Below are 13868 nucleotides of genomic sequence, written 5' to 3' on the forward strand. Positions count from 1 at the left end.
ATGATTTTAAGAACGGACAGGCGTGGCTAACCGGTCATTTTTGAACGGCATTTGCTTGAAAAACCGGCAGTTGCTGAGGCCTCCGCTAAGTCGCGTCAGCCCTTCCGCTGCATGCGGCAGAAGAAGAAGCCGTCTGTATCGGTGGAAGCGGGGGTCAAAGTCACCGACAGGCCGTCGGAAGAGTGCGGACGCGGGGCGTCCTTTCCGAACAGCTGATCCCAGGCAGGCAGGGCACTGACGATCTGAAAATCAGGATTGTCAGCCGTGAAGCGGCGCGCCTGTTCCTCGTTCTCTTGGGGCAGGACCGAGCAGGTCACATAGATCAGTTCGCCGCCTGATTTGACGAAGCTGCTCGCCTGCGCCAGCGCGTCCTGTTGCTGGGCGGTGCGTTCGTCGAGGTTCTTCGCCGTCAGCCGCCATTTCGTATCGGGGCGGCGGCGCCATGTGCCGGTGCCGGTGCAGGGCGCGTCGACTAACACCTTGTCGCAGCGTCCGGCAAGGGCGGCGAGCGCCCTGGCATCGTCATGCACCTGGACATTGCGTGTGCCCGCCCGCTTCAGCCGCTCGATGATCGGCGCCAGCCGTTTGCGGTCGGCGTCATAGGCGTGAACCTGTCCCTTGTTCTGCATGGCCGCGGCCATGGCGAGCGTCTTGCCGCCGCCGCCGGCGCAATAGTCGAGAACCTGTTCGCCATCATGGGCGAGCACCAGGTCAGCGACGATCTGTGATCCCTCGTCCTGAACTTCGAACCAGCCTTTCTGGAACGAAAGCTCGGCTGTCACGTTGGGAAGACGCGAGGCGCCTTCGCCAGCGGCAATCCGGATGCCGTAGCGGGCGATCTTCGCAGCATGCGCGTTGGCTCTTTCGAGCGCCTTGACGACCTTGTCGCGGGACGCCTTGAGGCTGTTGGCGCGCAGATCGAGCGTCGGGCGGGCGGCGAGCGCCTGTGCCTCGACGAGCCATCCGGCGCCGAAGGCCTGTTCGAAGGAGGGTTGGACCCATTCGGGAATATCGCCGCGGATATGCGGCGGCGCATCGTCGAGCGAGCGGCTTTGAAAGGCCGCAACAGCGTCGGCTGAAAGCGGCGCCGGCGCAAATTTGTCATCCGCCAGCTCAGTGGCAAGACGGTCAGGTGTGAAACCCCATTGGCGGAACATGACGGCATGGGCAATGGCAGCAGGACTGTCGTCATCCATCAGCCAGGCATGGGAAAGCCGCATGCGCAGTGCGTCATAGACGATGTTGCCGATCGCAGCACGATCGCCGGAGCCGGCGAAGCGGTGCGCAAGGCCCCAGTCCTTCAGCGCGTCGGCGACGGGCCGCTTGCGGGCATCGATGTCCGCGAGCACAGAAATCGCCCCTTCGAGGCGGCCGCCCAGACGCATTCACATGTCTCCTGTTGCCGTGGCGTGTGAACGATCAGCGCAAACGCGAGTGTCACGCAGTCGTTTGTTCACAAGTCTCAACCGGGTGGTAACCGCGATTGACGGCAAGAGCAAGCGCCGCTTCCGGCGCAGTCAGTGGCGGCCTCAGCTGACGACCTGGTAGCAGACCTTCGCAGTGCCGGAGCTCACCATGCCGATATTCTGCGCGGCGGCGCGCGACAGGTCGATCACACGACCACGGATGAACGGACCACGATCGTTGATACGAACGACGACGGTGCGGCCATTGTTGCGGTTGGTGACCTTCACCTTGGTGCCGAAAGCAAGCGAACGATGTGCGGCAGTCAAGATGGCAGGGTTCATACGTTCCCCGGAAGCAGTTTTGGAGCGAAGTGCGTACCATGAAGCACCGCCACAACCATTGCCAGCAAAACCTTCCGCCGGAAGCATGGAAGAACAGGCTGCAATAGTTACAGCGGCGACAATAGAACGACGTATGTTCTTCAAAACAGAGTATCCCTCAACTATTGAACTCACGCCCTTGCAGGCGGCGGGGCTTAAATCTGCGAAAAAGTGGCGAAAAAGTGCCGCTACTGTTCACGGAATATTACAGTCGGTAACATTCGTGAGTGTGGTGTCGGGATTCCAGGAATGCGCGCCGCGCCAAAACGTGGAAAAAACCTAATAAAATCAGTTAAAATCCGAACGAATTTTCCGAAGGGATAGTTAACGCCATGGCGTTCACGAAAATCGCGAAAATATTTTTCCCATTTCGCCATATTTACTGCCACATTTGGGCAAATTCAAAGGCCGTTAACCATAGGATGCGGCGAAAATTGTCCGGCCAAACCGGGAAAGTAGGAATTTCCTACTCATTTTGGGTGAACGTATCCGTCGCAAACAGGACTGAGTTCTACTCCCCCCGCCAGCGTCCATCCCGCCACAATTGCGCAAGCGACATGGGATAGTTCGGGAAGGAGAATGCGAAGCCGGCGGCCTTCAGTTTCGCATTCGAAACCCGTTTGTTCTCGCCGTAAAAGGTGCGCGCCATCGGCGTCAATTCGGCGGTCTCGAAGGCCTGCTCCGGCGGCGGTTCGACGCCCATCAGGCGGGCTGCCTCGACGATCACATTCTGCGGCGGGCCGGGCCGGTCGTCGGTGACATTATAGATGCCGCCGAGGCCGCGCTCCGACAGGAAGCGTGTCGCCGCACCGATATCTTCGACGCGGACGCGGTTGAACACCTGGTCCTTCTTGATCAGCCGTCGCGCCGTGCCCTTGTCCAGATTGCAGAAGGCGTTGCGGCCCGGCCCATAGATGCCGGAAAGGCGCAGCACCGCCGCCGGCACGCCGCGCTCCCGGCCCATCGCCAGCCAGCCCTCTTCCGCCTCGAGCCGCTCGGTCGACCGTCCGGAAACGGGCAGGCACGGCGTTTCCTCACTCACCCAGGCGCCCTGGTGATCGCCATAGACGCCGACGGTGGAGAGATAACCGATCCATTCGAGCTTCGGCAGCAGGCTTGCGCCATCTTTGCCAAACAGCCGCAGCAGCGGGTCGGCCTTTCCAGGGGCGATCGACTGCACCAGATGCGTTACACCAGTCAAGGCCCGCCGCAGCCCCTCTTCCATGCTCTCGCCGTCGAAAAGGAATGCTTCGATGCCGTTCCGGCGGAGCACGTCCATCTTGTCTGGCGAGCGCGTGGTGCCGGAAACCCGCACGTCGTCGCCGGCAAAGGCCTTGGCGATTGCCGTGCCGGAATAGCCGCAGCCAAAGATCATCACATGCATCAACCCACTCCCGCCAATCGCCATTCGTTCAGGACGTCGTCATCTCTCTCATCCGTCCTTTGTGCGGCAAAGGCCGCAAATTCGCCAGCCTGCATCAGTCGCGAAAGCGCCCAGACCGCCATGCCGCGCACCACGGGTGAGGGATCGGCCGAAAGCCGGCGACATGGCCCGATGAGCGCCTTGTCGCCGGAATTGCCGGCGGCGATCAGCACGTTGCGGACGAAGCGGTCGCGGCCGATCCGCTTCACCGGCGAGCCGCTGAAAAAGGCACGGAAGGCGGCATCGTCAAGCGTCAGCAGAAAGGCGATCGACGGCTCCTTCAGATCTTCCCGCGCCTGTAGCTTCATCTCGGAGGCGGAGCTTGCGAACTTGTTCCAGGGACAGGCGGCAAGACAGTCGTCGCAGCCGTAGATGCGATTGCCGATCAATATGCGCAAATCGGCGTCGATCGGTCCCTTGTGCTCGATGGTGAGATAAGAGATGCAGCGCCGCGCGTCGATCTGGTAAGGCGCCGGGAAGGCAGCAGTCGGACAGATGTCGAGGCAGGCGCGGCAGGTGCCGCAATGATCGCTCTCCGGCGCGTCGATCACAAGATCGGCGGTGGTGAACATCGTGCCGAGGAACAACCAGGAGCCGTGCATGCGGCTGACGAGATTGGTATGTTTCCCCTGCCAGCCGAGCCCGGCCGCCGCCGCTAAGGGCTTTTCCATCACCGGCGCCGTATCGACGAAGACCTTTACATCGGCGCCCGCCCGCGCCGCAAAGCGCGTGGCGATCTCCTTCAGCCGGCCCTTGATGACGTCGTGATAATCGCGGTTGCGGGCATAGACTGATATCGCTGCCTTGTCTGGCTTGTCGAGGATAGCGCGGGGATCTTCCTCCGGGGCGTAATTCAGGCCGAAGACAACAACGGAGCGCACCTCGCTCCAGAGTGTGCGCGGATCGCCGCGCCGGTCGCGCGTCTCCGCCATCCAGTCCATCGTCCCGTGGCGCCCGGCATCGATGAATTGGCCGAGACGCTCTTTCGCTTGCGGGATCGTGTCCGGTCGCGTGATGCGGCAAAGATCGAAGCCCTTGGCGGCAGATTCCGCCCGGACGAACTCGGTCAAATTGTCGCGGCGACGGCGCTCTTTGGCATCATTGTCAGCTTCGGGCATGAAGAGCCCTCGTCAGAAATCCAGATCGGCATAGTGTGAAACCGGTGTCAGGCCGCGCACGCGCTCGGTCAGCATCGGCCGGAAGGAGGGACGCGACTTCAGCCGCTGGTACCAGTCCTTGACGACGGGCGAATCCGCCCACTCGATCTCGCCGAGATAGTCGAGGATTGAGATCGACGCCGCGGCGGCAAGGTCGGCATAGCTCATCCGCTCGCCCGCCAGCCACTGACGCGAGCCGGCAAGCCAGGTGAGATAGCGCATATGCTGGCGGATATTCGCGCGGGCCGTGCGCAAAACCTTCGAATCCGGCGCTCCGCCGCCCTGATCCGCGGTCATCTGCAACTTGTAGACACGCTCGCGGGCGAGCGGCTTGGTCACGTCGTTTTCCACCTTCTGCATGAACCATTCGGTCAGCCGGCGGATTTCCGCCCGCTGGAAAGGGTCTTCGGCGAGCAGCCGCCGGTCGCGCTTCAAGACGCCATGCGTCTCGTCCAGATATTCGGAAATGACGCTCGCGCCGCAGAGCGCGCGCATGCTGTCGTCGACATAAACAGGCAGCGTGCCGGCCGGATTGAGCGCCAGAAAATCCCGGCGCTTCTCCCATGTCTGCTCTTCGATCAGATCCGCCTGGTAGCCGTATTCCGCCAGGATCAGCCGGACGAAGCGAGATGCGGATGACATGGGATGATGATAAAGCGTGGGCATCGATACTCGGGCTTTGTGATTGCTGTTACAGGACTGTGTGGCAGCTCGATTATAGCGCCCTAGTCATGACTCATTGGTTGAAGCTATAGGAGCTTGGCCCCGCCAATACAAGCGAATCGGATTTTTCAGGCCATCTGATAATGGCGAAACACGGTCTAACGAACGAATGGAAGCGGCAGCCTGATCGGCCCAAGCGCTCAGGCCCGACCGAACTTTAAACCGGAGACAATGTATGGATTATATAAATGCTGCAATTCTCGGCGTCATAGAAGGGATCACCGAGTTCCTGCCGATCTCGAGCACCGGCCACCTGATCATCGCCGAGCAATGGCTCGGACATCGGTCGGATATGTTCAACATCGTTATTCAGGCGGGCGCCATCCTCGCCGTCACCATCATTTACTGGCGTCGCCTGGTGGATCTGGTGCTTGGCTGGCGCGACCCCGTCAACCGCGATTATGCCGCCAAGCTGATCGTCGCCTTTCTCATCACCGCCATTCTCGGACTGGTCGTCAAGAAACTCGGCTTTGAACTGCCGGAGACTGCAACACCGATCGCCTGGGCGCTCATCATTGGCGGTATCTGGATGATCTTTGCCGAATGGGCCGCCGCCCGCAGGCCGCCGCATAAAGAGATTACCTGGCTTGTCGCCATCCTGGTCGGCATCGCCCAGATCGTTGCCGGCGTCTTCCCGGGAACCTCGCGCTCCGGCGCCACCATCTTCGTTGCCATGCTGGCAGGCACGGGCAACCGCGCCTCCGCGACCGAATTTGCCTTTCTCGTCGGCATACCCACAATGTACGCCGCCAGCGCCTATGAATTGCTGAAGACGTTCAGGGATGGCGGAGCGGCAGGCGAAGACTGGACGGCGCTCGGCATCGCCTTCGTCGTCTCCACGGTCGTCGCTTTCGTCGCGGTCAAGTGGCTGCTGGCCTATATCAGGAGCAACCGGTTTACCCTGTTTGCCATCTACCGCATCATTCTCGGTGTTTTGCTGCTCGGCATGGCCGCGACCGGCTTGATTGCCTGAGACATCCGTCCTGCATTGCATTCGCGCAACTCCCGGCGCGAATGCAAATGCCCCGTCGGACCGCAAAACAGGCACCCGATTACCGGCAAGGCGCCGATTTTTCAGTTGGTCATTGAGGGGCTACGCTCCCACCGCCGCTTTGAAGCAGGCGAAACTGAGCGATGATCTAGAAGCGCCCTGTGTCAGGCGTTTCGATCGACTGCTTGCTTGGAGCAGGATGCCGGCGCAGGGCCGGGCTTTTCGTCAATGGATGATCGAAGCCGTCGAGCAAGGATCGACGCCGTAGGCCGGCGAGCAATCGCCCTTTACCGCCGCGACCGAACCGGGCGCAACGAAAGAGCCTGCAAGGATAACCAGCGCCGCACACGCAAACAGGAGCGCGATTGACTTGCCCATCGAGAATTGCCTTTCACAGTGATTGCCGCGCGCGACCGCAGGCGTTGAGTCCGTTGGAAGACGCGCGGGTTTGGTAGTCAGTGGAATGGCAAATAGCAATAAACGTTCCTGCTAAATTTCGCGTTAATTCCACAAAATTTCCGATGCGTCTTTTATGCAACGCAACTCAATGTGGTGGACAGCAAAACACCCCAGGCTTGCGCCGGGCTTTGCATGACACGGCAACGCCAAAAGGCCGCCCACGGGATCCGCAGACGGCCAAGTCGCATCTGTTGGAAAAGATGGTCAGGCGGCCTTGCCGGTGCCGGTGTATTGGCCGTGCGGACGATAGTGCACCAGATAGGAGCCGAGCACCGATGCCACCATGGTGGGCGCAATGCCGAGGCCCTTCAGCGTGCGGCCTTCCGCCTCGGCTTCTCGGGAGACGACATTGTCGCGCTTCAGCATGCGCACCTGATCCGGCGTGATCGGCGGCGTTATGAAGGGGATCAGCGAGGCGATGCTGCCGATCATCGAAGCGATGCCGAAGGGCAGGGATACCAGCGGGTTCTTGCGGCACGTTACCTTCAGCATCGTCTCGAGACATTCGCGGAAGCTCAGCACCTCGGGCCCGCCAAGCTCATAGACCTTGCCGCCGGCAACCTTGCCGTCGACGGCGCGGGCGACGGCCTCGGCGATATCCTCGACATAGACAGGCTGGAATTTCGTCTTGCCGCCGCCAATAAGCGGCAGGATCGGCGACATGCGTGCCATCTCGGCAAACTTGTTGAAGAAGCTGTCCTCCGGTCCGAAGACGATCGACGGACGGAAGATCACCGCATCGGGCTTGACCGACAGGATGGCCGTTTCGGCGCGGCCCTTGGTGCGGCCATAGTCGGAATCGGATTTCGCGTCGGCGCCGATCGCCGAAATATGCGTCAGCGTCGCACCCGCGCCGCGCGCCGCTTCGGCAACCGCACGGCCGCCGAATTCCTGCACGGCGTCGAATGTGTTGCGGCCGGCCTCGTGCAGAATGCCGACGCAGTTGACGACATGGCTTGCCCCGTCGACGGCGCGGTCGATCGAGCTGCGGTAGCGCAGGTTCGCCTGCACGAAGGAGATCTGGCCGACATTGCCGAGAGGCTGCAGGAAGCCGGCGAGATCGGGACGGCGCACGGCGACGCGGATGTTATAACCGCGCTTGGCCAGCGCCCGAACCACGTGCCTGCCCACGAAACCGGAGCCTCCGAACACGGTAACGAGCGGCGGCAGGTTGGCAAGGGTCATGGCAGGCTCCTCGAAAGGCTTTGCGGGATGCTGAATTGGCTCTCGTCTTAGCCGAATCCCTGCGCGACGGGAAGGCCCATCACGCCGTCAGTTTTTTAAGATGTAACGTCGATCAGACGCCTTCGACGACGACCATTTCCGCATCCGCGGCCTCCTGGCGGATTTTCGCGGCGATCTGATATTCCGGCGAATTGTAGCAGTCGACCGCATGCGGCATCGACGGGAATTCAATCACTACGTTGCGGACGCGCGCCTTGCCCTCGAGTTCGGTGAAGGCGCCGCCGCGCGCCAGGAAATTCGCGCCATATTTTTCGAAGGCCGGCTTGGCCGCAGCGACGTAGTCCTTGTAGCGCTGGGCATCGCGAACGTCGACGCGGGCGATCCAGTATCCTTTGGCCATGGTCTTCTCCCTCTTGTCGTTGAATGCGGTCAGCGGTTTGCCGGCCAGAGTGCCGACACCATCTCGCTGAGGATCGCGCGGGCGGCATCTCGGGGATCCGGCGCCTTGACGACAGGCCGACCGACAACGAGATGCGTCGCTCCCGCCTTCAGCGCGTCGAAAGGCGTCATCACCCGCTTCTGGTCGCCCTTGTCGCTACCATCAGGGCGAATGCCGGGCGTAACGATCGCCATCTCGGGTCCGACGATCTCGCGCACCGCAGCCGCTTCCTCCGCTGAGCAGACGATACCGCCCATGCCGGCTGCGCGCGCCTGTTCGGCGCGGCGCAGCACCAGGCTGTGCGGATCCTGGCTGTAGCCCGCCTCGGCAAGGTCGTCGGCATCCATCGAGGTCAGCACGGTCACGCCGAGCAGGCAGAGGCCGGAGCCGGCTGCGGCCTCGACCGCTGCCTTCATGGCTTTCGGATAGGCATGCAGCGTCAGCATCGACATGCCCATCTTGGCGATGTTCTCGACGCCGGAGGCGACAGTGTTGTCGATGTCGAGCAGCTTCATGTCGAGAAAGATCTTCTTGCCGCTTGCGGCAAGATCACGGGCGAATTCCAGGCCGCCGGCAAAGACCAGCTGATAGCCGATCTTATAGAAGAGAATGTCGTCGCCGAGCGTGGAAACCAGTCTTTCCGCCTCGCCGATCGTTGGAACATCCAGGCCGACGATCAACCGCTCGCGTGCGTCCATCTGAAGTCACCCCTGCCAGTCTTCGATGGGCGTCCAGTCGCATGTTAGGCGCCGATCCGCAAGACCGAAAGCATAGAGATTGCCGCCGCCGCCGGGCTGGTCGCGGTCGCGCGCGATCGGGCTGCCCGCCAGATGGCATTTGAGCAGCGTGCCGACGCCGCCATGGCCGACAAAGGCGATCGGCGCCGTCGCATCATGCGTGGCAAGAACGGCATTAACGGCCTCGACGATGCGGGCCTGCGCGTCGACTGCGCGCTCCCAGCCCTTGAAGCTTTGTTCCGGATGGGCGAAGAACCAGTCGGCCGCCTCTTCGAATTGCGGCGGCGGCAGGAAGCCGGTGGCCGTGCGGTCGTTCTCGTGCGTCGCGTGGACGATCTCGATCGTCACGCCGGACGCTTCCGCCAGGATTTCGGCCGTCTCGATCGCCTTCGTCTCGTCGCTGGAGACGATGCGTTGCAATTGCCTCGCCCAGCCGCTCTCTGCCGCTTCGCGCGCCCGCGCCGCGCCGACATCGGAAAGCCCCCATTTCGGCACCGGCACGTTTGGGTCGATCCTGACCTGCGGATGAGTGATGTAGATCCCGAACATCTCAGCCGCGCTTATAGATCCAGAGCTGCGCCGGCGGAATATTGCGCATGACGAAGTCGAAATGCTGGATATGGTAGCGGTCGGGATTGGCGGCGATCGGCGAGATCGCGCCATAGGAAATCTGCACCATCGGCCGGCCGGCCGGCAGTCGATCGAGCAGGCTTTCGAGCAGCGAGATGCGCTTCGCCATCGGGAAATTCAGCAGCGGAATGCCCGAGACGACGGAATCGAAGGTGAGACCGCTGAAATTGCCAAGAGTGCTCTGAAGATCGAAGGCATCGCCGTTGATGAAGTGCACGCCGGGATAGGTTCGCTGCAGATGTTTATGAAAATCCGTCGAATATTCGATTGCGACGAGATTTTCCGGACGGACGCCGCGGCCGAGAATGGCCTTGGTGATAGCACCCGTGCCCGGTCCGAGTTCAAGCACCGGCAGCCCGGAATGGATATCGACGACGCTTGCCATGCGCTTCGCCGTGATCGAGGAGGTCGGCACGATCGAGCCCACCGTCTTCGGCCCCTGCATCATGCCCCGGAAGAAGCGGATCTCGTCGTCGAACTTCTTGCCCAACCGTTCCTTCACCTTGACCCGTAAGCTCATTCTCCACCCATCCGCATGTTGATCGAATGCCTTAATATGCCGCTTGTCGCTTAAGGGACAAGGATTTTCGCAACAAGGACATCGGCATCAACAGTTCATGCAGCTTCGGGCGCTGAACGAGGCATGAGGTCGGCGAGCCTTTCGCTCAAATGGTCGGCATCGATAGGGGCGCGGAGCTTTACATCGGTATTGTCGAAATAGAGATAGACGTCGCGGCGCTTGTTACGCGCCGCTACGGGCGCCAGCACTCGCGTCGCATTGTCAGGTTCTCCACCCGTGGCCCAGGCGCGGATGCGTTGCGCCCATATGTCGAGCGCTTCGCCCTCGTAGCCGCTGACATAGAGCTTTTCGGAACCATGCAGGCGGCAGTAGATGAAATCGGCGGTGACATCCATCAGCAGCGGCCATTTCACCGTATCGGCGCAGACGAGAGCGACCCTGTGCCGCCTGAGCATCTCGATGAAGGCAGGTGAGCGGAAGCTCTCGTGGCGGATCTCCAGCGCATGCCGGATCGGCTGGTGCCCGTCGCATTTAAGCCAGGCCGGTCCCTTGATATGCCAGTCGTGCCGTTTCGCAAGCGCTATCGCCGCGTCGCGGTCGTGCGGCAGCAGCGACAAAAAGCTGTCGAAAAGGGATGGGTCGAAGACCATGTTCGGCGGGAATTGCCAGAGGATCGGCCCGAGCTTGGGGCCGAGCCGCAAAACGCCGGAGGCGAGAAAATTGGCGAGCGCCGTCTGGATATCCTGCAGCCGCAGCATATGGGTGATGAAGCGCGGTCCTTTGACCGCGAAGACGAAATCCGCCGGCGTTTCCTCGCGCCAGCGGCCGAAGCTGTCGGGCCGCTGCAATCCGTAGAAGGTGCCGTTGATCTCGATCGACCGGAAGTGCCGGGCGGCGTAGGAAAGCTCCTGCTTCTGCGGCAGGTCCTTCGGGTAGAATTGACCGCGCCAGGGCGCATAGGTCCAGCCGGATATGCCGATGCGCACCGTTCCCGTCTTTTTGGTCATGGGATCCTCCGTTTTGACAGGAGGAAAAACGGCAATGGGCGGCCTTCGTTCCGGTCAGACGCGCATCGGCATCAGCACGTAGAGCGCATCGTCGCCCGCCGTGTCGCGGATCAGCGTCGGCGAGCCGGCATCGGCAAGCAGGAAGATCGCTTCCTCGCCGGAAAGCTGGGCGGTGATGTCGAGCAAGTATTTGGCATTAAAGCCGATTTCCATCGCATCCGTGTCGTAGCCGACGGCAACTTCTTCCGTCGCGCTGCCGGAATCGGGATTGTTGACGGTCAGCATCAACTGCCCCTCGGAAAGTGCCAGCTTGACGGCGCGGCCGCGCTCGGAGGAGATCGTCGAGACGCGGTCGACGGCCTGTGCGAAACTCGTGCAGTCGACCCGCATTTCCTTGTCGTTGCCGGTGGGGATGACGCGCTGATAATCCGGGAAGGTGCCGTCGATCAGTTTCGAGGTCATGACGATCGAGCCGATCGTCAGCCGGATCTTGGCGTCGGAGACCTCGACGGTCACCATTACCTCGGGATTGTCGACCAGCTTCTGCAGCTCGCCGACCGTCTTGCGCGGAATGATGATGCCGGGCATCCCCTCGGAGCCGGAAGGCGCATCGACATCGGCGCGCGCCAGCCGGTGGCCGTCGGTCGCAACCGCCCTGAGCTTCAGCTGGCCGTTGCTCTCGATCGTGTGGAAGAAGATGCCGTTCAGATAATAACGCGTCTCTTCCGTGGAGATCGCGAACTGCGTGCGGTCGATCAGCATCTTCAGATCGGCCGCCTTCACCTTGAAGGAATGCGTGAAGGTGCCGGCCGTGAGATCAGGGAAGTCCGATTCCGGCAGGCATTGCAGCGAGAATTTCGAGCGGCCGGACTGCACGGTCATCGCGCCGCCATCGGGGCTGGTGGCAAGCAGCACTTCCGATCCGTCGGAAAGCTTGCGCACGATGTCGTAGAGAAGATGCGCGGGAACGGTGGTGGCGCCGGGCTGCTCGACGCTAGCAGGTGTCGCCTCGGTGATTTCGAGGTCGAGGTCGGTCGCCTTCATATCGAGCTTCTGGCCGTCGGCTTTGAGCAATACGTTGGACAGGATCGGGATCGTGTTGCGACGTTCGACCACGCGGTGGACGTGGTTCAGCGATTTCAACAGGTTTGACCGCTCAATAGTAATACGCATGGGATGCTACCGCTTTCGACCGTGACTGTCCGGGCGCGTCGAGCACCCGAAGAATGCTGTCCCGGCTTGAGGCCGGGGGAGTGGACGGGCAAAATGGCAGACTTCAGCATTGCTTTGCAAGAGGCATGGACGTCGGCACCCCTGCATTTGCGGTTTTCCAGAGCAATGCTCACAGAAATCCGAACCCTTGCCGAAGCGGTGCGGCTCGCCCATAAGGGTTCGATGCCGGCGACGAGCCGGCGGGACGAAAGCAAATGGCATGAATGAGGAAACCACAGCGGACGCCGCCAGCCGGCGAAGCTTCCGCCTGCACAATGCAACGGTGCCGGCGCGGCCGCTGGAGCCGGCGCTCTATCTCGTCGCCACTCCCATCGGCAATCTCGGCGATATCACGCTGCGGGCGCTCGAGACGCTGGCCGGCGCCGATGTGCTTGCCTGCGAAGATACACGCGTCACCCGCGTGCTGCTCGACCGCTACGGCATCCAGAACCGCCCCTTTGCCTATCACGAGCACAATGCCGACGAGGCCGGTCCAAGGCTGCTGCAGGCGCTCGAAGCCGGGCGCTCGGTGGCGCTGGTTTCCGATGCCGGCACGCCGCTGGTCTCCGATCCCGGCTATCGGCTGGCGCAGCAGGCGATAGCGGCAGGTTACCGCGTCATTCCCATTCCCGGCGCCTCCGCCCCGCTCGCAGCCCTTGTCGGCTCCGGCCTGCCGAACGATGCCTTTCTTTTCGCCGGTTTCCTGCCGGCCAAGGACAAGGCCCGCCGCGACCGGCTGGGTGAACTTGCCGCAGCACCCGCGACGCTGATCTTCTTTGAATCGCCGCATCGCATCGGCGCAACGCTTCTGGCCGCCGCCGATGTGCTGGGCGGCGCTCGGCCCGCCTCCGTCTGCCGCGAACTGACCAAGACCTATGAAGAGTTCCGCCGCGGCACGCTTGCCGACCTTGCGGCGCATTATCAACAGGTGGAAAACGTCAAGGGCGAGATCGTCCTCGTGATCGGTCCGCCGGAGCCGGTCGAGACCGCTGAGGCCGATGTCGAAGCCATGCTGGCCGACCTGTCGAAGTCGATGCCGACGGCAGGCGCCGCGACCGAGGCCGCCCGCCTCACCGGCCTGCCGCGCAAGGTGCTCTACCAGCGCCTGCTGGAGATCAAGAACGCCGATGGGCGATAACGATCTCACCGCGATCAGGAGGAGGGCACTGCGCCGGGGCCGCATGTCGGAATATGTCGCGGCCGTCTTCCTGATGCTGAAGGGCTATCGCATCCTGGCGCTGCGCCACCGCACTAGGCTCGGCGAGATCGACATCATCGCCCGTAAGGGCGATCTCGCCGTCTTCGTTGAGGTCAAGGCCCGCCATGGCGAGGCCGCGGCGGTCGACGCCGTCTCTGTCGCCGCGCAGAAGCGGATACGGGCGGCAAGCGATCTCTGGCTTGCCCGCCAGGCGGATCAGGCCCGCCTTTCCCAGCGCTATGATATCGTCGCGATCATGCCGGGCCGGCTGCCGCGGCACTTTATTGATGCCTTCTGAGCCCCTTTCGACCCATCGGATTTCCGGATCGTTAAACTTTTAGTTCCCGCGTGAACCGGGTTCTTACGACTCTCTGCTATCGACTCGGTAGGGATAACAATT

General features: G+C 62.1%; 16 protein-coding genes. 3 read left to right on the top strand and 13 right to left on the bottom strand.

Annotated elements, in window-relative coordinates; genetic code table 11:
* Positions 1-95 precede the first annotated feature (95 nt).
* The 5 genes from AC244Q_RS23755 to AC244Q_RS23775 form a co-directional block, all read right to left on the bottom strand.
* A complete protein-coding gene (locus AC244Q_RS23755) occupies positions 96-1385 on the bottom strand; it encodes an RsmB/NOP family class I SAM-dependent RNA methyltransferase (protein WP_113546526.1) in 1290 nt (429 codons plus the stop codon).
* A 144-nt stretch (positions 1386-1529) separates the two neighbouring features.
* Positions 1530-1892: a septal ring lytic transglycosylase RlpA family protein gene (locus AC244Q_RS23760; RefSeq protein ID WP_012759827.1), complete on the bottom strand. Its 363-nt coding sequence runs from the start codon at positions 1890-1892 to the stop codon at positions 1530-1532.
* Positions 1893-2298: 406 nt separating this feature from the next.
* Positions 2299-3171: an SDR family oxidoreductase gene (locus AC244Q_RS23765; protein WP_113546525.1), complete on the bottom strand. Its 873-nt coding sequence runs from the start codon at positions 3169-3171 to the stop codon at positions 2299-2301.
* The gene (queG, locus tag AC244Q_RS23770; protein ID WP_113546524.1) at positions 3171-4328 is read right to left on the bottom strand and encodes a tRNA epoxyqueuosine(34) reductase QueG; all 1158 of its coding nucleotides are present in this window, start codon (positions 4326-4328) and stop codon (positions 3171-3173) included. Before queG ends, AC244Q_RS23765 begins: the two co-directional genes overlap by 1 nt.
* Before the next feature lie 12 nt (positions 4329-4340).
* The gene (locus tag AC244Q_RS23775) at positions 4341-5033 is read right to left on the bottom strand and encodes a glutathione S-transferase family protein (protein ID WP_113546523.1); all 693 of its coding nucleotides are present in this window, start codon (positions 5031-5033) and stop codon (positions 4341-4343) included.
* Between the two features lie 232 nt (positions 5034-5265).
* Here AC244Q_RS23775 and AC244Q_RS23780 point away from each other — a divergent pair, with 232 nt between their 5' ends.
* Positions 5266-6063 (top strand): undecaprenyl-diphosphate phosphatase, encoded by a 798-nt coding sequence (locus tag AC244Q_RS23780; protein ID WP_128408005.1) that lies wholly within the window; start codon positions 5266-5268, stop codon positions 6061-6063.
* A gap of 243 nt (positions 6064-6306) precedes the next feature.
* On the opposite strand, the gene AC244Q_RS23785 is transcribed toward AC244Q_RS23780, so the two are convergent.
* The 8 genes from AC244Q_RS23785 to dnaN form a co-directional block, all read right to left on the bottom strand.
* Complete coding sequence (locus AC244Q_RS23785) at positions 6307-6459, bottom strand: hypothetical protein (RefSeq protein WP_003544729.1); 153 nt, start codon at positions 6457-6459, stop codon at positions 6307-6309.
* A 285-nt stretch (positions 6460-6744) separates the two neighbouring features.
* A complete protein-coding gene (locus AC244Q_RS23790) occupies positions 6745-7725 on the bottom strand; it encodes a complex I NDUFA9 subunit family protein (protein WP_113546522.1) in 981 nt (326 codons plus the stop codon).
* 112 nt (positions 7726-7837) lie between these two features.
* Positions 7838-8125, bottom strand: a complete 288-nt coding sequence (locus tag AC244Q_RS23795; RefSeq protein ID WP_113546521.1) for a DUF1330 domain-containing protein — start codon at positions 8123-8125, stop codon at positions 7838-7840.
* 29 nt (positions 8126-8154) lie between these two features.
* Positions 8155-8862, bottom strand: coding sequence for an orotidine-5'-phosphate decarboxylase (pyrF, locus tag AC244Q_RS23800; RefSeq protein WP_003555977.1), 708 nt, complete (start codon positions 8860-8862; stop codon positions 8155-8157).
* Positions 8863-8868: 6 nt separating this feature from the next.
* On the bottom strand, positions 8869-9450 hold the full coding sequence (locus AC244Q_RS23805) for a histidine phosphatase family protein (protein WP_113546520.1): 582 nt from the start codon (positions 9448-9450) through the stop codon (positions 8869-8871).
* A 1-nt stretch (position 9451) separates the two neighbouring features.
* Positions 9452-10051 carry a phospholipid N-methyltransferase PmtA gene (gene pmtA, locus AC244Q_RS23810; RefSeq protein ID WP_012759835.1) on the bottom strand — a complete coding sequence of 200 codons (600 nt, stop codon included), beginning with the start codon at positions 10049-10051 and terminating at the stop codon, positions 9452-9454.
* Positions 10052-10146: 95 nt separating this feature from the next.
* A complete protein-coding gene (locus AC244Q_RS23815; RefSeq protein WP_113546519.1) occupies positions 10147-11058 on the bottom strand; it encodes a DUF72 domain-containing protein in 912 nt (303 codons plus the stop codon).
* Between the two features lie 54 nt (positions 11059-11112).
* Positions 11113-12231: a DNA polymerase III subunit beta gene (dnaN, locus tag AC244Q_RS23820; RefSeq protein ID WP_113546518.1), complete on the bottom strand. Its 1119-nt coding sequence runs from the start codon at positions 12229-12231 to the stop codon at positions 11113-11115.
* Positions 12232-12490: 259 nt separating this feature from the next.
* Here dnaN and rsmI point away from each other — a divergent pair, with 259 nt between their 5' ends.
* Positions 12491-13408, top strand: a complete 918-nt coding sequence (rsmI, locus tag AC244Q_RS23825) for a 16S rRNA (cytidine(1402)-2'-O)-methyltransferase (RefSeq protein ID WP_113546517.1) — start codon at positions 12491-12493, stop codon at positions 13406-13408.
* The gene (locus AC244Q_RS23830; protein WP_012759838.1) at positions 13398-13766 is read left to right on the top strand and encodes a YraN family protein; all 369 of its coding nucleotides are present in this window, start codon (positions 13398-13400) and stop codon (positions 13764-13766) included. The genes rsmI and AC244Q_RS23830 overlap by 11 nt, the downstream gene beginning before the upstream one ends.
* Positions 13767-13868 lie beyond the last annotated feature (102 nt).

This window comes from Rhizobium sp. CB2179, assembly GCF_057653455.1.